This is a genomic window from Streptomyces sp. NPDC031340, from assembly GCF_055569945.1.
Genome location: NZ_JBVIIE010000011.1, coordinates 45,978 through 63,625 on the forward strand (window position 1 = coordinate 45,978; position 17,648 = coordinate 63,625).

Here is a 17,648-nt window from a genome sequence, read left to right on the forward strand (position 1 = left end):
GCGCACACCGCCTTGCCGTCCCGCCGGGACGAAAGGGACCATCTGACGGACCGGCACGAAGGGGTTGGACGAATGGCTGTAGGACCTACCACTCGCAGGCGTCAGCTCGGCGCCGACCTGCGCCGCCTGCGGGAGCTCAAGGGGTTGAGCCTTGAGGAGGCAGGAGCTCGTGTCGGCATCTCCAAAGCGACGCTCAGCCGTTACGAGACGAAGGAAGGCACGGTCAAGTGGCCTGCGGTGGACGCTCTTTGCCGTGAGTACGGCGCGACCGACGACGAGCGCCTGGCTCTGGTCGAGCTCGCCAAGGGAGCCAGGATCCAGGGCTGGTGGCGATCACTCGCCGACCCCATCCCCGAGTCCATGAACCTCATGCTCACCCTTGAGGACGAAGTGGTACGCGAGGACCACTACGCCTGCATGTACATTCCGGGCCTGCTCCAGACGCGCGCCTACGCCGAAGCTGTTCACCGAGCCTCGGAAGTGCACTGCCCAGAGCGAGAAGTGCAGCACATGGTCGACATTCGCATGAAACGGCAGGAGCTCCTGGATCGCGAGGAGCCGCCGCACATCTGGTGCGTGATCGACGAGGCTGCACTGCGGCGAAGGGTGGGCGGTCGCGAGGTCATGCGGGACCAACTCGACCATGTACTCGCCATGACGCAGCGCCCCCACATCACCGTCCAGGTGCTCCCCTTCTCGAAGGGCGCGCACGCCGCCGCCGTCGGCAGCTTCGCGGTCCTGCGCGGTCCGGCTCCGGAACTGGACGTCGTGTACGTGGACTTGCTCGGTGGAGGCCTCTTCATGGAGAAGCGCCCGGAGTTGGAGCGTTATAGGTTGGCGTTCGAATACCTCAGCGCGCAGGCACTCGATCTCGAGTCTTCGACCGAGATCGTCCACCGCATAAGCAAGGAGTTTCGATGACGGCATCCTCCTCGACGCACCGGTGGTTCAAGTCCTCCTACAGTGGCGGAAGCGGCACCGAGTGCGTGGAGTGTGCGCACGTCGACGATGCAGTCCTCATGCGCGACTCGAAGCAGGAGGCAGGCCCTGTGATCGCGCTCAGCGGCAGCGCCTGGCGCGCCTTCATACGCGGGGTGACGGAACCCGGGCGCCTGACGCACTGACGACAGGCCTTCGGCCTTCGAGGAGTTGAAGCCGTTGAGTGCACAACATCCAAGGCCACCCGCCTCCGCGCCGTTGCTCTTGCGGACCGTCGGTGACATTCGGGCCGTCCTGCGGTCGGGCCACGGCTTCCCAGGAGACCGGGAATCCTTCCAAGCGGACCTGCGGCAGGCGCTGGAGTCGTCGTCGGAGACGGACCTGAACGCCGTCGCCGCGGTGATCGTCGATTACCGCGGCAGAATCCGCCTCCACCAGGACCTGGACTTCGACATCGCAGTGCAGGAAGGCGTCGACCTCGCGGCCCGACTGAAGCAGGACCACCAGAGCTGGTGAGCGGTGTGATCGCAGCCGTCACGGGGCGGGCCGCCCAGCGGGCCGCGCGGGCGACCCCGGCAAGTGATCTGCGGGAGCGGGAACGTCACGCACGCACACCTATGCCTCGCCGCCGTTGAGCCTGTCCAGCAACCCCAGCAGAACCCTCCGCTCCTCCTCCCCCAGCGGCGCGAAGGACTCCGCCAGGACGGTGTTCGCCACTCGGTGGCCCGCTGCCAGGACTCGGTCGCCCTCCGGGGTGAGGTGGTGGGCGAGGCGGCGGCCTCGGCCCGGGCGGCGTTCGACCAGGCCCTGGGCGACCAGGCGGCCCACCAGGGCGCCGAAGGCCTGCTCGGTCTGGAAGGTGGCCGGCGCCAGTTCGCGGGCCGAGGCGCCGGGGGTGCGGGCGATCGCGCGCAGGGCGTCCCACTGGGCGAGGGTCGTACCGATCGCCGCCAGCGCGCCGTCCAGGGCTCGGTGCTGGCGGTACTGGGCCTGCTTGACCGCCCGGCCGAGGAGTTGAAGTCGCTGGTCAACGTGCATGAGGGCAAGGATAGCAAGGGAATAAGCTAGCTTATATAAGCATCCTTAGTTACAGTGCTGTGCATGCCTGCCGAACAGATCTGCCACGTGTACGACGACCTTCCCCTGCGCATCTCCGAGGACGGCCCCGCGAGCGGCCGGCCCGTGCTCGTCCTGCACGGCGGCGGCGGTCCCGCCACCGTCGCCGGACTCGCCCGGCACCTGTCCCGCACCGGCCGCACCCTCGCCCCCGTGCACCCGGGCTGGGACGGCAACCCGCGCCCCGACTGGTGCACCGGCGTCGACGATCTCGCCCTCGCCTACCTGCACCTCCTGCACGACCGCGGCCTCACCGACGTCCTGGTGGTCGGCTCCTCGCTGGGTGGCTGGATCGCCGCCGAGATGGCCGTACGCGACATGGCCGGCATCGTCGGCGGGCTGGTACTGATCAACGCCGTGGGTGTGCGCGTCGAGTCGGAGCCGATCACCGACTTCTTCGCGCTCGACCCCCGCGCGGCCGCCGAGCACTCCTGGCACGAACCCGACCGGTACTACGTCGACCCCGCCGGCCTGCCCGCCGAGGAACTCGCCCGCCGCCAGGGCAACATGGCCACGATGCGGATCCTGGCCGGGGACCCGTACATGCACGACCCCAAGCTGCTGCGGCGGCTGGCACGGGTGCGGCGGCCCGCCCTGCTGGTGTGGGGCGAGAGCGACCGGATCGTCACGCCCGCCTACGGGGCCGCCTACGCGGCCGCGTTCGGCGACGGCCGGCTGGAGACCGTCCCGAAGGCGGGCCACCTTCCGCACATCGAGCAGCCGGAGGCCGTCTTCGGCCTCATCGACGCCTACGCCGGCGGGCCCGGCTCCGTGCGGCCGGACAACAGGACGTAGCCCGGCGGCAGTTGAGGCAGGGCTGGGGTGCGCGTCGCGGGTTAGGCTCTCGTCGGAGTTCGGACACGACACGGGGGTTGCGATATGGGCGGGACGGTCACGGCCGTCAGCAGTAACGGCGAGTACTCCTTCACCAAGCCGAACCGGGAGAGCATCACCCTGCTCGCCGGGCTCGGGGTCGAGGGGGACGTGCACGCCGGGGTGACCGTCAAGCACCGGTCACGGGTCGCACAGGATCCGACGCAGCCCAATCTGCGGCAGGTGCACCTCATCCACGAGGAACTCTTCGAGGAGGTCGGCGGCGCCGGGTTCAGCGTCGCGGCCGGGGAGCTCGGGGAGAACATCACGACCCGGGGGATCGATCTGCTCGCGCTGCCGACGGGCACGCTGCTGCGGATCGGGGACGAGGCGGTCGTCGAGGTGACCGGGCTGCGGAACCCCTGTGTGCAGATCGACAACTTCCAGGCGGGACTGCTGAAGCAGGTCGTCGGGCGGGGTGAGGACGGGAGCCTCGTACGCAAGGCCGGTGTCATGGGGGTCGTGAAGGAAGGCGGCCTCGTACAGCCCGGTGACGCGATCGAGGTCGAGCTTCCGGACGGGCCGCACCGGCCGCTGGATCGCGTCTGAACGGCGCACGCACCGGGTGAGCGTCACCCGCGTCACCCGGTGCGCGTGGTCGCCGTCACGGAGGTCACCGGCGCCGGCCGGCTGCTCCACCGGCGCTCAGCGGGCGGTCATGTGATGCGGGGAAGGTCCGCCCGGCCGAACAGGAGGGCGTAGCCGGGCGGGAGTTGAGCGATGACGCGGGTCACCAGGTCGTCGCCGACCAGCTTCGGCAGGACGCTCAGGACCGAGCTGACGTCCCAGCGGGCCGTGGCGGGGGTGGCTCCCTCGATGCGGGCCGCCACCGCGTCGACGAACTCCTGGGCCGTCAGCGGGCGTACGGCCGGGACCTGGGAGGCGATCACGCGCGCCGCCTCCTCGGGCAGGGCGCGGGCGAGGTCGACCCGCTCGTCGCCGACCACATGTCCGCCGAGGGCCGACAGGACGATACGGGTGACGCGTTCCGCCTCCGTCCGGGTGGTGTACTGACCGGCTTCCCGTACGTCGTCCACCAGGTCGTGCCACTCGGCTCGCGCGCCGGATGCGGATACGCCTGATGCCAGTGATGCCGGTGATACGGGTTCGGGTGCGGGCCGCGGGGTCGGCAGCGTCGTCCTCAGGGCGGCCTTCGGGGCGGCCTTCGCGGCGGCGGTCGGCGCCGCCGCCGCCGTCGTCGTCGGCATCGTGGTCGTCACCGGCACCGTCACGCTCGGTACCGTCGTCGCCGTCATGTGTGGGCTCCTCCTCCGGGTTCGCGCAGAGGTGTGCCGCGTCCCGCAGGCGGACGCGCTGCCTGCGGGACGCTTGTCGCGGTTTCGTGGTGTCGTCGTGTTGCGGTTTCGTGGTGCCGCGGATTGATTGCGGTCAGCCGCTGATCTGCTTGGGGCGGTCGCTGCCGCCCGTGATCTGGATGCGGCGGGGCTTGGCCTGTTCGGCCACGGGGATGCGCAGCGTCAGTACGCCGGCCTCGTACGAGGCGTCGATGCGTTCGGTGTCGAGCGTGTCGCCGAGGAACAGCTGGCGGGTGAAGGAACCCGTCGGGCGTTCGGCGACGATCAGCTCGGCGCCCTCCGGCGCGGGGGACTTGCGCTCGGCGCGGACGCTCAGCACGTTGCGTTCGACGTCCAGCTCGATCGACTCGGGGTCGATGCCGGGAAGGTCGAAGTGGACGATGAAGTCGTCACCGGCCCGGTAGGCCTCCATCGCCATCGCGGCGGGGCGGGCGGTCGAGCCGAAGACCTGCTGCGCGACTCGGTCGATTTCACGGAACGGGTCCGTACGCATGAGCATCACTGGTCACTCCTCTCCTCAGGTGCGCGCTCTCAGTGCGATGCCCTACGGCTTCTGATATAGCTCGCGGGAGGAAACTTGACAACTCCAGACTCAGGTTCGGGGGCTCCGGAGTTGCGGGAGTTAGCCTCGGTCTCGGGGCAGATCAGTCGAAGCCGCAGCACAGCAGCAGGAGGCAGACAATGGCCATGGCCAAGGTTCCCGGCGCGTTGATCGCCGCGAGCGGACTCGTCGGCGGCTACGGCGTGGCCCGCTGGACCGGCAGGCGCCCGCTCGGCGGGGCCGTGCTGGCCGTCGCGGGAGCCGCCGCCGCGCAGCAGTGGCGGCAGCGGGCCGGCGGGAAGGCCGCGGGGGCGCTGTCGGCGGCGTATGTCGCCGCCTTCGCCGGCTCCCACCCGCTGGCCAAGAAGGTGGGCGCCTGGCCCGCCGTGTTCGGTGTCGCGGGGGCCGTGGCCCTCGCCTCCTGGGCGGTCGCCGACCGCCGGGGCTGAAACCCCGGCACGGTGACCGTGGCGGGCCGCACGTGGTGACCGGAGCCGACGGGAGCGTGCCTCATGGGGCAGGCGGCTTTCGGGGGCCGGGGCGATCCGGCCGAGCACCGGCCAGAAGCGCGGCACCCAACGGTGTGAGGGTGTGCAGGACGATGTTGGCGTGGCGGTCACTGTTGATCAGTCCGGCCTCACGCAGCGCGGTGGTGTGGTGGGTCGCGGTTCCGGTCGACACTCCGGCGCGCCGGGCGGCTTCGGTGGTGCTGGCTCCGGTGACGGTCGCTTGCAGGACGGCGGCCCGCGTACGGCCCAGCAGGGCGTGCAGCGGCTGCCTGCCGGCGGCCGGTGCCGAGGCGGCCGGGGCGTGGTGGAGGGGATACAGGATCACGGGTCGCAGCCGGGGGTCCGCCAGGGTGATGGGGTCCTGCCAGCAGAAGTAGGAGGGGATGAGGAGGAGCCCCCTCCCGTCGAGGTGGATGTCCCGCCTCTCCGGGTAGGTGGGGATCTCCAGTACGGGATGGCGCCACCGGATGGTCGGGGCGAGGTCGCTGAGCATGCCTTCGACGCCGAGGTCGAGCAGGGACCGGGCGTGGCGGATCCGTTCTGCCTGCAGGCGTTCGCCGATGTGGTCCTCATGGGGGGCGATCACGGTTCGGTGGTAGTCGCGCAGCGCCTGGACCAGACGGCCGCGCATGTCGCGCTCGTTCAGGCGGGATACCCAGCGGGGGGACGGAATCGTCCGGGCGAGTCTGGTCGTCTCCAGGGTCACTTGTCGGCGGGGGGCGGCGAGCACGGCGTGCAGACCGGCGTCCAGCCCTTCGGCGCCCTCCGTCGGGGTGAGGAAGTCGGGGAAGTAGCTCGTGCGCGGGAAGAGAGGCAGGAGCATGCCCCGCAGCACGCGGTCGAGACCGGCCTCCCGAAGTCGGACGCGAGCGGTCCGGTACCAGTGCGCGTAGGCCCAGCGTCCCTCCCGGGTCTGGAATCGGTGCAGGCTGGCAGCGATCTCCCACAACGGGTGCGGTGCCGTGGCGACGCGGGTTCTCGCCAGGTCCCCAGCCGTGAAATGGATGCGGAGCATCCGGTCCCCCTCAGCTCTCCTACCTGCGGCTCTTCACCTGATTCGAATGACAGTGACATGGCTGCCGCATGCGCAGAAGCTGATATCGGGCCTATCCGGCGAGTTCTCGGTATGGAGGCGTTGTGATGCGAAGCAAGAGGCGGACAGCGAAACGGACAGCAAGACGGACAGCGGTGCTCGCGGTGGCTGCCACCGCCATGGCCGGGCTGTTCCTCGTTCCGGCACCCGCGGCGTCCGCGGCGGCCACGTCGTGCTACGGCAGCGCCAAGACCATCAACGGCACCGACGACAACGGCCACTGGCCGCCCTACAGCGCCACCTACACCACGTCCAACTGCAACGACATCAACGTCAAGATGACCACGACGGTCTACGTCCAGACGTGCTTCGATCCCACGAACGGCGACTACTACTGCAACGACCCCCGACAGGTCCAGGCCAACACCTGGGGTCTGGCGGCCACCGATGTCAAGGACGGCACCAGGTTCTGGCTGCTGTTCAGCAGCACCGGCGTCCGCGGACTCGCCGCCTACTGAACCTTGCCGAGCGGCGGATGACGCCGGTGGGATCGTGCCGTGCCAGGACCGCACGCCGTCAGGCGACAGGCGCAGGCCCCGGCACGGCACGGCCTCACGCCGTGGCCGTCCCCGGTTCCGGGCCGGTTCGGGCCACCGCCGGGGCCGCCACCGCGGTGAGCGGCTGGGCGATGTCCTCCAGGGAGCGGCGTTCCGCGCGGACCGCGAGGGCCGCCGCGACCAGGCCGGCCAGGCACATCAGGGTCGCGCCGATCTGGAAGGCGAGCACCGTGTCGGCGACCTTGCCGGTGCCGGTGAGGTCGGCGAACAGCAGCGGGCCGCTGATGCCGCCGGCGGCCGTGCCGAGGGCGTAGAAGAAGGCGATGGACATCGCGCGGGTCTCCATGGGGAAGACCTCGGAGACCGTCAGGTAGGCGCTGGAGGCGCCCGCCGAGGCGAAGAACAGCACCACGCACCAGCACGCCGTCAGGCCGGCCGCGCTCAGCGATCCCTGGCCGAACAGCCACGCCGTGACGAACAGCAGCAGGCCGGAGAGCAGGTACGTGCCGGAGATCATCACCCGGCGGCCGACGGTGTCGAAGAGCCTGCCGAGCAGCAGCGGGCCGAAGAAGTTGCCGACGGCGATGACCGCGAAGTAGTAGCCGGTGTGGTCGGCGGGGACGTCGTAGAACTTGGTGAGGATCGCGCCGAAGCCGAAGGTGATCGCGTTGTACAGGAACGCCTGGCCGATGAAGAGGGAGAAGCCGAGGACCGAGCGCTTGCGGTAGTCGGCGAAGACGGTGCGGGCGATCTCCAGGAAGGTGACGCTGCGGCGCTGGTGGATGGTGATCTCGCCGGCGGGCTCGGGCAGCGGTGCGCGGTGGCCGTCCTGGACCTGGCGTTCGATGGAGGTGACGATCTCTTCGGCCTCCTGGTCACGGCCGTGGATCAGCAGCCAGCGCGGGCTTTCCGGGACGTGCCGCCGTACCAGCAGGATCACCAGGGCGAGGACCGCGCCGAGCGCGAAGGTCAGCCGCCAGCCCACGTTCGCGGGCAGGATGGACTCGTTCAGGACGAGGATCGACAGCAGGGAGCCGAAGACCGCGCCGACCCAGAAGCTGCCGTTGATGGCGAGGTCCACGCGGCCGCGGTAGTGGGCCGGGATCAGTTCGTCGATCGCGGAGTTGATGGCCGCGTACTCGCCGCCGATGCCGAAGCCGGTCAGGAAGCGGAAGGCGAAGAACCACCAGGTCTCGAAGGAGACCGCGGTCAGAGCGGTGGCCGCCAGATAGACGGCCAGCGTGATCATGAAGAGTCTTTTACGGCCGAACCGGTCGGTCAGCCGTCCCCAGAACAGGGCGCCCAAGCAGGCGCCGGCGACATAGAGCGCGGCCGCGAGACCGGTGACCTCGCCGGAGGTGATCGGCAGCCCGCTGCCGGGCTCGGAGAGCCGGCCGGCGATGTTGCCGACGACCGTGACCTCCAGGCCGTCGAGGATCCAGACGGTCCCGAGCCCGATCACGATGGTCCAGTGCCAGCGTGACCAGGGGAGGCGGTCCAGGCGAGCGGGTATGTCGGTGGTGATGGTGCGGCCGGTCTCGGCCTGCGCGGTTGTCATGGGCTCCCTCCTCACCGAGCGGAACCCCGATCGGGTGCCCCGGCCCGGCGCGGTTAGGCCCCCAGCGCCCGCGACACCGTGTAGATCAGCAGGCCGGCCAGCGAGCCGACCACCGTGCCGTTGATGCGGATGAACTGCAGGTCACGGCCGATGTGCGCCTCGATCTTCTTCGTGGTGTGCTCGGCGTCCCAGCTCGCCACGGTGTCCGTGATGAGCAGGGTGATCTCCGTGCGGTAGGTCGCCACGACGTACACCGCGGCGCCCTCCAGCCAGCCGTCGATCTTGCCCCGCAGCTTGGCCTCGGACGCCATCCGGGCGCCCAGCGACAGCAGCGAAGCCCGCACCCGCAGCCGCAGTTCGCTGCGCTCGTCCTCGGCCGCCGACACGATCATGGAGCGTACGGCGGTCCAGGCGGAGGCGATCAGGTCCTGCACCTCGCCCCGGCCCAGCACCTCGCCCTTGAGGCGTTCCACCCGCGCCCGGGTGTCGGTGTCGGACTGAAGGTCGGAGGCGAAGTCGGTGAGGAAGCGGTCGAGGGCGCCGCGGGCCGGGTGGGAGGGCATGTCGCGCATCTCGGTGACGAAACGCAGCAGTTCCTTGTAGACGCGCTCGCCGACCCGTTTGTCGACGAACCGCGGGGTCCAGCCGGGCGCGCCGCCCTGCACGGCGTCCATCACGTTCTCGCGGTGCAGCACCAGCCAGTCGTGCGCCCGCCCGACGACCAGGTCGACGAACCGTTTGTGGCCGCCGTCGGCGACGACCTTCTCCAGCATCTTCCCCATGCCGGGCGCGATCTCCTGGGCCTCGGCGCGGCGCGTGATCGCCTCGCCGACCACGGCCTGCACGTCGGAGTCGCGCAGCACCGTCAGCGCCCCCCGCAGCGCGGCCGACAGTTCGGCGGTGACCCGGTCGGCGTGGTCGGGGTCGGACAGCCAGCGGCCGAGCCGGGCGGCGATGCCGACGGCGCGCAGCCGCTGCCGTACGACGTCCTGGGAGAGGAAGTTCTCGCCGACGAACTCGCCGAGGGAGACGCCGAGCTGGTCCTTCTTGGTGGGGATGATCGCGGTGTGCGGGATGGGCAGGCCGAGGGGGCGGCGGAAGAGGGCGGTGACGGCGAACCAGTCGGCGAGCGCGCCGACCATGCCGGCCTCGGTGGCGGCGGCGACGTAGCCCGCCCACGCTCCGGCGCCCGCGTTCTCCGCCCACTTGGCGAGGACGTACACCAGCGCGACGAACAGCAGCATGCCGGTCGCGGTGAGCTTCATCCGGCGCACGCCGCGCTGCTTCTCCACGTCGGCGGCGCTGAAGGTCGTCATCGCGCGTACGGCCGCAGGGGGGACGGTCCGGGCGGCGGCGTCCGGGCGGGCGTGCCGTACCGCGTCGTCCGTCGCGTTGTCCGGTTCAGTGGGTTCCATGCGCTCCACCTGTTCCACCCGCTCCACCCGTTCGTGATCTCTCGCACACATTGTCCCTTCCTGACCGACTCCCGGAACGGAACTGAAGTTCCCGGCGTCTGTCCGGAGGGGGAATTCACGGCGAACTCCGGCGGCCCAATGGGGGGTCCTGTTCAACTACCCCTCATCCCATGACTCATCATTGGGATGATCACATCGGAGCCTCGGGCTCCCACGCTCCCGAGGAGACGCGCACCGCATGACCAGGCGTCACGGTTATGCCCTGCTTTCCGCGATCATCGCCCTGATCGTGGGCCTGTCGACGGCCCTCTACGTCGGTGTCGCCGCCGACGACGGCACCGCCACCACCGACAGCACGCCGGCCAAGGGCAGCCGCCCGCACAACTCCGCCGCCCCCGCATCCACCGGCATCTGGGTCGGCGCCTGGGCCGCCTCCCCGGCCGGCGCCGAACCCGGCACCGAGACCGAGGGCCTCGCGGACCGCTCGGTGCGTAACGTCGTCCACGTCTCCGTGGGCGGCACCAGCGCCCGCATCACCCTGTCCAACCTCTACGGCCAGTCGCCGCTGACGATCACCCACGCCTCGATCGCCGTGGCCGCCGGAGACGGCACCGCGGCCGCGACGGCCCGCACCATGCGGCGGCTGACCTTCAACGGCAGCACCGCGGTCGTCGTCCCGGCCGGCCGCCAGGTGCTCAGCGACGCCGTCCGCGTCGCCCTCCCGCACGACAGCGACGTCCTGGTCACCACCTACTCGCCCACCCCCTCCGGCCCGGTCACCTACCACCCGCACGCCCGCCAGATCTCCTACGTCGCCGACGGCGACGCCACCGAGGACGTCACCGGCACGGCGTACACCGAACAGGTGGCGTACTGGCGCTACCTGACCGCGCTGGACGTGCTGAGCAACGAGTCCGACGGCACGGTCGTCGCCTTCGGCGACTCACTCACCGACGGCATCACCTCAACCGAGGGCGCCAACCACCGCTGGCCCGACGTGCTGTCCGGACGGCTGCGCACCGCCCTCGCCGCCGGCCGGAACGTGCCCCGCTACAGCGTCGTCAACGAGGGCATCAGCGGCAACCAGATCCTGGCGAACGGCCTGGGCCGCCCCGCCGACAACCAGAGCGGCCTGCTCCGCTTCTCCCGCGACGCGCTGGCCCGGACCAACGTCAAGGTCGTCGTCATCGACCTCGGCGTCAACGACATCCTGCGCAACCCGCAGCTCGCCGACCCCGACGAGATCGTCGACGGCCTGCGCACGCTGGTCCGCCAGGCCCACTCCCGCGGCATCAAGGTCGTCGGCGCCACCCTGATGCCCTTCCAGGGCCACCGCGGCTACACCCCCGCACGCGAAGGGGTACGGCAGCAGGTCAACGCCGAGATCCGGGCCGGCCGGATCTACGACGCCGTCGTCGACTTCGACAAGGCGCTCCGCGACCCGTACAACCCGCGCAGGCTGCGCCCGGACTACGACTCCGGCGACCACCTCCACCCGAGCGACAAGGGATACGCCCGGATGGCGGAGGTGCTCGACCTGAAGGACCTGAGCGGGTCGGCGCCGGCGGAACTGTAGAGCCGGCTCAATAGTCGTCGGAGCGGCGCCGGTCGCGCCGCTCCCGGCGCTCCTGGTGCCGCTCGCGGTGCCGCTCCCGGCGCTCCTCGCGCTCCTCCCGCCGCCACTCGCGGTGCGCGTCGAGCATCCGGTGGTGGTCGTCGAGCATCCGGCGGTGGTCCCCGTACGACCCCTCCGGCAGCGACTCCTGCTGCCGCCCCTCCGGAAGGGGCTCCCGCTGCCCGCGCTCCAGCCGTTCCTGGCGGCGCTCCTCCTTCAGCCGGCGCCGCTCCGCCCGGGTCGGCTTGCGCTCCACGCCCACCCCGCCCCAGAAGGCGAAGCCGGTCACGACCACCCGCGGCGCCCCCGGCTGACCGGGAGCCCCCTCCGCGCGCTGGTCGAACCCGCCCATGACGCCGATCCCGCGCACGACGACCTCGACGCCGGGCGGCACGATCACGTTCACCCCGCCCATGATCGCGACGCAGTTGATCACGACCTCGCGGTCGGCGAAGTCCGCCTCCCGCAGGTCGAGCTCGCCGCCGCCCCAGAAGGCGAAGCAGGTGAACCGCCGGGGCACCGTCCAGCGGCCCTTGCGCTGGAAGCCGGACATCACGGCCACAGCCCACGTCGACGACCCCTCGCCGCCGACGATCCGCCCGGCCCACTCCCCGCCCCCGGCGCCGTCCTTGGCGAAGGAGACCGGCGCCGGCGGGGTGACGCCCGCCACCGGCAAGTCCCGGGTGATCGGCGCGAGTTCGCCGTACGTCCGCGCCCGGTACGTCGCCTCCAGCCGCTCCTCGAACTCCGTCATGTCCAGGCGGCCCTCCGCGAGGGCGTCCCGCAATGCCTCGGCGACCCGCTCACGATCAGCGTCGGACGCCCGGAGATCCGGGACTGCGTCGTCGGTCATGACAGCAGCCTACGAGACCGCTTTCCCGGCGTACATCCGCGCGATGACGGCCTCGATGTCCGGCTCCCGCACCGACAGGTCCACCAGCGGGTACTCCACCGCGATCCGCGCCACCAGCGGCGCCGCCGACTGCCCCGCCGGGAACGCCAGCCACTGCCGCGGCCCCTCCACCCGCACCACCCGCGCACCCGGCACCTCGACCGGCGGAAGCTCCCGCTCCAGGTCCACCACCAGGGTCCGCTCGCTCTCCCCCGCCTCGTGCAGCCCGGCGAGCGGACCGTCGTACATCAGACGGCCGTGGTCGATCACCATCACCCGGGAGCACAGCTGCTCGATGTCCTGGAGGTCGTGCGTGGTCAGCAGCACCGTCGTGCCCCGCTCGGCGTTCAACTCCCGCAGGAATCCCCGCACCTTCGTCTTCGAGATCACGTCCAGACCGATCGTCGGCTCGTCCAGGTACAGCACCTCCGGATCGTGCAGCAGCGCCGCCGCGATGTCGCCGCGCATCCGCTGCCCCAGCGACAGCTGCCGCACCGGCACGTCCAACAACTCGCCCAGCTCAAGCAGTTCCACACAGCGGTCCAGGTTCTCCCGGTAACGGGCGTCCGGGATCCGGTACATGCGGTGCATCAGCCGGTACGAGTCGATCAACGGCAGGTCCCACCACAGCGTCGTACGCTGCCCGAACACCACCCCGATCCGGTGCGCGAGCAGGGTCCGCTCCCGCGACGGATCGAGACCCGCCACCCGCAGCCGGCCCCCGCTCGGCGTCAGGATCCCGGTCAGCATCTTGATCGTCGTCGACTTGCCCGCACCGTTCGGCCCGATGTAGCCGACCATCTCACCGCGCTCCACCGTGAACGACAGCGCGTCCACCGCCCGCACCCGCCGCCGCTCCCGTTTCAGGAAACCGGTCTTCCTGCGCACATCGAAGACCTTCTCGACACCGTCGAGTTCGATCAGGGCACCGTCCACCGTCAACTCCCCGTACTCCGATACGACCGCAGCCCGGCCCGCCAGGCGAGACCCGCCACCGCACAGCACACCACCGCCACCAGCGGCGACGCGAACGCCGCCCACCCGGGCAGACCCAGCGGATACGGCCGCCCCAACACATAAGCCGCCGGAACCCAGTTGACGAAAGCGAGCGGCAGCACGAACGTCACCCCGCGCACCAGGTCCCGGCCGAACACCGTCGGCGGATACTGCAACAGCGTGGTACCGCCGTAGGTGAACGCGTTCTGCACCTCCGCCGCGTCCTGCGCCACGAACTGGAACGCCGCCCCCGCCACGAACACCGCCCCGAACACCGCCGCCCCGCTGACCACCGTCACCGGCACCAGCAGCACCTTCCCCACGCTCCAGGCGACGTCCACGGAAGCCAGCGCCCACCCCAGCACCAGCGCGCCCTGCGTGATCCGGCCAAGACGCCGCAGCGCGAAACGGTCCGCACCCAGCTGGGCCAGCACCGGAACCGGCCGCACCAGCAGCGTGTCGAAGGAACCGTCGCGCATCCGGACGCCCAACGCGTCCGCCGAACCGAGCAGCAGATCGGCGACCCCGAACGCCGTCACCGACAGCCCGTACAGGAAGGCGACCTCCGGCAGCGTCCAGCCGGCCAGCGAATCCACCCGGGAGAACATCAGCAGGATCGCGACGAAGTCCATCCCGGTCAGCAGCACATTGCCCACCACCGTCAGCGCGAAGGACGTCCGGTAGGTCATCGTGGAACGGATCCACATCCCCGCGATCAGCCGGTACGCCCGCAGACCGTCGACCAGCCGGGACACCGCCCCGGAAGCCGCGCCGGGCCCCGCCGCACCAGGCCCCGCCGCACCGGACCCCGCGGCCGCCTCCGTCACCCCGGACACCTCACCCACCCTGCACCACCACCCGCCGCGTCGCCGCCGACTGCACCAGCCGCCCCGCCGCCAGCAGCACCACCGCCCACACCGCCTGGAACGCGAACGCCGACAACGGCGCGGCCTCCCCCATCAGCACGTCCGCCGGCACCTGCAACTGCGCCGCCCACGGCAGCACCCGAACCACATCGCCGAGCCCGCCCGGGAAGACGTTCAACGGCAGCGTCAGACCCGAGCAGAAAACCCCCGTCACCATCAACGCCTGCCCGACACCGACACCGTCCAGCAGCCAGAACACACTCAGCGCCGCCAGGTAGCGGATCCCGAAACTCACCGCCATCGCCAGCACCAGCGCCACCCCGAACGCCGCCCAGGTCCCGACGTCACCCGGCAGCGCCACCGGGAAGAACAACGCCCCGAACGCGAACGGCACCACACCCCGCCCCAGCAACTGGAACACCGCCCGCCCCATGTCGCTCGCCAGCCACCACAGTTGCAGATCCACCGGCCGGTACAGATCGACCGCGATCGCACCCGTACGGATCCGGTCCATCAACTCCCGCTCCACACCCCCGCCCTGGATGGCCAGCGTGGAGAACATCGCCTGCCCCAGCCACACATAGGTGACCGCCTGCGACCGGTCGTAACCGCCCAGATGCGGCTTCACCTCCCACAACGCCAGGTAGGTATAGACCAGGATCACCCCGAAGACGGTGTTCGTGAACACCCCGGCCGCCGTGGCCGTCCGATACGTCGCGTACCGTCTGAACCCCCCTGCCGCGACGGCCGCATACAACCGGCCCGAACCCACGCCACAGACCTCCTCACCGGACAGGCACCGAAGCGCAGGAGCCTAGTGCGCGGACAGTGACGCACGCCACGCGTTTTCCCGACCGGACGCGTGCCGGGATCCGGGAACGGAACGCCGGGTGCGAGAGTCTTCAACAGGGGGCGCAGAACGCGAACGAGGTCGTACGGGAACGTACGAAGCGAAACAGGAGTCCGTGCAACACATGAGTGACGAGGCGCAGCAGCCGGCCGACCAGAGCAGCGAACAGGGGGGTGAACCAGCCGGGGGGACGAAACCCAAGCGGCCCCGGCGCACCGGCTTGCGCCGACTGATCCCGACCTGGCGCATGATGCTCGGCACCTTCGTCATCGGCGCCCTGCTGCTCGTCGGCCTGTTCTTCGTCGGCTACTCGATGGTGAACATCCCGCCGGCCAACGCGCTCGCCACCAAACAGGCCAACGTCTACCTGTACGCCGACGGCTCCCAACTCGCCCGCGACGGCGAGATCAACCGGGAGAACGTCACCCTCGCCCAGGTCTCCAAGGACGCCCAGCACGCGGTCCTGGCCGCCGAGGACCGCGACTTCTACACCGAGTCCGCCATCGACCCCAAGGCGATGCTGCGGGCCGGCTGGAACACCGCCACCGGCAAGGGCAAGCAGTCCGGCTCGACGATCACCCAGCAGTACGTGAAGAACTACTACCTCGGCCAGGAGCAGACCGTCACCCGCAAGGTGAAGGAATTCTTCATCTCCATCAAGCTGGACCGCACCCAGTCCAAGGACCGCATCCTCGAGGGCTACCTCAACACCAGCTACTTCGGCCGCAACGCCTACGGCATCCAGGCCGCCGCCCAGGCCTACTACGGCCAGGACGCCGCCGACCTCGACCCGGCCCACGCCGCCTACCTCGCCGCGCTCGTCAACGCGCCCAGCGAGTACGACGTCGTCGCCCACCCGCAGAACCGGCCCGCCGCCGTCGCCCGCTGGAACTACGTCCTCGACGGCATGGTCAAGAAGGGCTGGCTGAGCGAATCGGCGCGCGCCGGGCTGAAGTTCCCCACGCCGAAGGAACAGACCGTCTCCACCGGCATGTCCGGGCAGCGCGGCTACCTCGTCGAAGCCGTCAAGGACTACCTCACCGAGAACAAGATCGTCGACAAGGACGAACTGGAAGCCGGCGGCTACCGCATCACCACCACCCTGCAGAAGAGCAAGCAGGACGCCTTCGTGAAGGCCGTCAACGACAAGGTGATCTCCCGGCTCGACAAGAAACACCGCAAGGTCGACACCTACGTCCGAGCCGGCGGCGCCTCCATCGACCCCAAGACCGGCAAGGTCGTCGCCATGTACGGCGGCATCGACTACGTCAAGCAGTACACCAACGGCGCGACCCGCGGTGACTTCCAGGTCGGCTCCACCTTCAAGCCGTTCGTGTTCACCTCCGCCGTCCAGAACGAGTCCGAAACCCAGGGCCGCGCCCCCATCACGCCCAACACCTACTACGACGGCACCAACAGGCGCCCCGTGCAGGGCTGGAACGGCGGCACCTACGCCCCCGAGAACGAGGACAGCGTCTCCTACGGCCAGATCACCGTCCGCACCGCCACCGACAAGTCCGTCAACTCGGTGTACGCGCAGATGGCCGTCGACGTCGGCCCCGACAAGGTCAAGCAGACCGCGCTCGCCCTCGGCATCCCCTCCGACACCAAGGACCTCAACCCCTACCCGTCGATCGCCCTGGGCACCGCCACCGCCAGCGTGCTCGACATGACCCAGGCGTACGCGACCCTCGCCAACCACGGCAAGCACGGCGTCTACACGATCGTCGAATCGATCACCAAGGACGGCAAGGACGTGATGGACCTGCCGAAGAAGACCAGCGCACAGGCGGTCAGCCGGGAAGCCGCCGACACCACCACGTCGATCCTGCGCTCCGTCGTCCAGAACGGCACCGCCACCGCCGCACAGGCCGCCGGCCGCCCCGCCGCCGGCAAGACCGGCACCGCCGAGGAGGACCGGGCCGCCTGGTTCGCCGGCTACACCCCCGACCTCGCCACCGTCGTCGCCGTCATGGGCCAGGACCCGGTCACCGCCCAGCACAAGTCGCTCTACGGCGCGATGGGCCTGCCCCGCGTCAACGGCGGCGGACCGCCCGCCGAGATCTGGGCCCAGTACACCAAGACCGCCCTCAAGGGGAAGCCGGCCGCCGACTTCCACCTCCAGCTCCAGCCCGGCGCCGACGTGATCCAGCAGCCCAGCGCCTCCCCCTCCCAGGACCAGCCGGCCACCGGCGGCCAGGACACCGGGGGCACCGACACCGGCGGCCAGGACACCGGAGGCACCACCGGCGGCACGCCCACCCCGAGCGACCCCACCGCGACCGGCGGCACCACCACCGGCGGCACCACCGGCGACACGAACGGCGGCACCACCACGACCGGCGGCGGAACGACCACCACGGGCGGCACCACCGGCGGCACCACCACCGGCGGCACGACGACCGGCGGAACCACCACCGGCGGCACGAACGGCGGCACGAACGGAGGCACCACCGGAACCGACACCGGCGGAACCACCGCGGGCCTGCTCGCCGCAGGCCGCAGGCAGTGACACGACGACAGACGGCGAAGGGGGCCGGTGACAACCGTCACCGGCCCCCTTCGCCGTTGT

Annotated in this window: 19 protein-coding genes; 9 read left to right on the plus strand and 10 right to left on the minus strand. The window is 70.6% G+C overall.

What is annotated here, in order from left to right; all coding sequences use genetic code 11:
* Positions 1–72 precede the first annotated feature (72 nt).
* The 3 genes from ACZ5GT_RS10515 to ACZ5GT_RS10525 all read left to right on the plus strand — a co-directional run bounded on the left by ACZ5GT_RS10515 (position 73) and on the right by ACZ5GT_RS10525 (position 1,455).
* Entirely contained in the window at positions 73–921 is an 849-nt protein-coding gene (locus tag ACZ5GT_RS10515; protein WP_469018502.1) for a helix-turn-helix domain-containing protein, read from the plus strand.
* Positions 918–1,124: a DUF397 domain-containing protein gene (locus ACZ5GT_RS10520; protein ID WP_469018505.1), complete on the plus strand. Its 207-nt coding sequence runs from the start codon at positions 918–920 to the stop codon at positions 1,122–1,124. Before ACZ5GT_RS10515 ends, ACZ5GT_RS10520 begins: the two co-directional genes overlap by 4 nt.
* A gap of 73 nt (positions 1,125–1,197) precedes the next feature.
* Positions 1,198–1,455, plus strand: a complete 258-nt coding sequence (locus ACZ5GT_RS10525) for a hypothetical protein (protein ID WP_469018508.1) — start codon at positions 1,198–1,200, stop codon at positions 1,453–1,455.
* A gap of 99 nt (positions 1,456–1,554) precedes the next feature.
* Here ACZ5GT_RS10525 and ACZ5GT_RS10530 read toward each other — a convergent pair whose 3' ends face one another.
* Entirely contained in the window at positions 1,555–1,977 is a 423-nt protein-coding gene (locus ACZ5GT_RS10530; RefSeq protein ID WP_469018511.1) for a MarR family winged helix-turn-helix transcriptional regulator, read from the minus strand.
* 63 nt (positions 1,978–2,040) lie between these two features.
* Here ACZ5GT_RS10530 and ACZ5GT_RS10535 point away from each other — a divergent pair, with 63 nt between their 5' ends.
* Positions 2,041–2,850: an alpha/beta fold hydrolase gene (locus ACZ5GT_RS10535; RefSeq protein WP_469018514.1), complete on the plus strand. Its 810-nt coding sequence runs from the start codon at positions 2,041–2,043 to the stop codon at positions 2,848–2,850.
* An 84-nt stretch (positions 2,851–2,934) separates the two neighbouring features.
* On the plus strand, positions 2,935–3,477 hold the full coding sequence (locus ACZ5GT_RS10540) for an MOSC domain-containing protein (RefSeq protein ID WP_469018518.1): 543 nt from the start codon (positions 2,935–2,937) through the stop codon (positions 3,475–3,477).
* Positions 3,478–3,584: 107 nt separating this feature from the next.
* On the opposite strand, the gene ACZ5GT_RS10545 is transcribed toward ACZ5GT_RS10540, so the two are convergent.
* The gene (locus ACZ5GT_RS10545) at positions 3,585–4,184 is read right to left on the minus strand and encodes a DUF2267 domain-containing protein (protein ID WP_469018523.1); all 600 of its coding nucleotides are present in this window, start codon (positions 4,182–4,184) and stop codon (positions 3,585–3,587) included.
* 133 nt (positions 4,185–4,317) lie between these two features.
* Entirely contained in the window at positions 4,318–4,743 is a 426-nt protein-coding gene (locus ACZ5GT_RS10550; RefSeq protein WP_469018526.1) for an Hsp20/alpha crystallin family protein, read from the minus strand.
* A gap of 188 nt (positions 4,744–4,931) precedes the next feature.
* On the opposite strand from ACZ5GT_RS10550, the gene ACZ5GT_RS10555 reads away from it, so the two are divergent.
* Positions 4,932–5,234: a hypothetical protein gene (locus tag ACZ5GT_RS10555; protein ID WP_469018996.1), complete on the plus strand. Its 303-nt coding sequence runs from the start codon at positions 4,932–4,934 to the stop codon at positions 5,232–5,234.
* Between the two features lie 61 nt (positions 5,235–5,295).
* Here ACZ5GT_RS10555 and ACZ5GT_RS10560 read toward each other — a convergent pair whose 3' ends face one another.
* Positions 5,296–6,309, minus strand: coding sequence for an ArsR family transcriptional regulator (locus tag ACZ5GT_RS10560; RefSeq protein ID WP_469018529.1), 1,014 nt, complete (start codon positions 6,307–6,309; stop codon positions 5,296–5,298).
* Positions 6,310–6,491: 182 nt separating this feature from the next.
* Between ACZ5GT_RS10560 and ACZ5GT_RS10565 the strand changes: the two genes are divergently transcribed.
* Positions 6,492–6,845: a hypothetical protein gene (locus ACZ5GT_RS10565; RefSeq protein ID WP_469018532.1), complete on the plus strand. Its 354-nt coding sequence runs from the start codon at positions 6,492–6,494 to the stop codon at positions 6,843–6,845.
* 94 nt (positions 6,846–6,939) lie between these two features.
* Here the strand turns inward: ACZ5GT_RS10565 and ACZ5GT_RS10570 are convergent, their stop codons facing one another.
* Complete coding sequence (locus ACZ5GT_RS10570) at positions 6,940–8,442, minus strand: MFS transporter (RefSeq protein WP_469018536.1); 1,503 nt, start codon at positions 8,440–8,442, stop codon at positions 6,940–6,942.
* A 53-nt stretch (positions 8,443–8,495) separates the two neighbouring features.
* A complete protein-coding gene (locus tag ACZ5GT_RS10575; protein ID WP_469018541.1) occupies positions 8,496–9,908 on the minus strand; it encodes a DUF445 domain-containing protein in 1,413 nt (470 codons plus the stop codon).
* A 187-nt stretch (positions 9,909–10,095) separates the two neighbouring features.
* Between ACZ5GT_RS10575 and ACZ5GT_RS10580 the strand changes: the two genes are divergently transcribed.
* A complete protein-coding gene (locus tag ACZ5GT_RS10580) occupies positions 10,096–11,433 on the plus strand; it encodes an SGNH/GDSL hydrolase family protein (RefSeq protein ID WP_469018544.1) in 1,338 nt (445 codons plus the stop codon).
* A 7-nt stretch (positions 11,434–11,440) separates the two neighbouring features.
* On the opposite strand, the gene ACZ5GT_RS10585 is transcribed toward ACZ5GT_RS10580, so the two are convergent.
* From ACZ5GT_RS10585 to ACZ5GT_RS10600, 4 genes are all read right to left on the minus strand, one after another.
* Positions 11,441–12,325, minus strand: a complete 885-nt coding sequence (locus ACZ5GT_RS10585; protein WP_469018547.1) for a DUF1707 SHOCT-like domain-containing protein — start codon at positions 12,323–12,325, stop codon at positions 11,441–11,443.
* Positions 12,326–12,334: 9 nt separating this feature from the next.
* Positions 12,335–13,345, minus strand: a complete 1,011-nt coding sequence (locus ACZ5GT_RS10590; protein ID WP_469018999.1) for an ABC transporter ATP-binding protein — start codon at positions 13,343–13,345, stop codon at positions 12,335–12,337.
* The gene (locus tag ACZ5GT_RS10595) at positions 13,303–14,067 is read right to left on the minus strand and encodes an ABC transporter permease (protein ID WP_469019002.1); all 765 of its coding nucleotides are present in this window, start codon (positions 14,065–14,067) and stop codon (positions 13,303–13,305) included. Before ACZ5GT_RS10595 ends, ACZ5GT_RS10590 begins: the two co-directional genes overlap by 43 nt.
* Before the next feature lie 130 nt (positions 14,068–14,197).
* A complete protein-coding gene (locus tag ACZ5GT_RS10600) occupies positions 14,198–14,998 on the minus strand; it encodes an ABC transporter permease (protein ID WP_469018550.1) in 801 nt (266 codons plus the stop codon).
* A gap of 202 nt (positions 14,999–15,200) precedes the next feature.
* On the opposite strand from ACZ5GT_RS10600, the gene ACZ5GT_RS10605 reads away from it, so the two are divergent.
* Positions 15,201–17,588 (plus strand): transglycosylase domain-containing protein, encoded by a 2,388-nt coding sequence (locus tag ACZ5GT_RS10605; RefSeq protein WP_469018555.1) that lies wholly within the window; start codon positions 15,201–15,203, stop codon positions 17,586–17,588.
* The last annotated feature ends 60 nt before the right edge of the window (positions 17,589–17,648 follow it).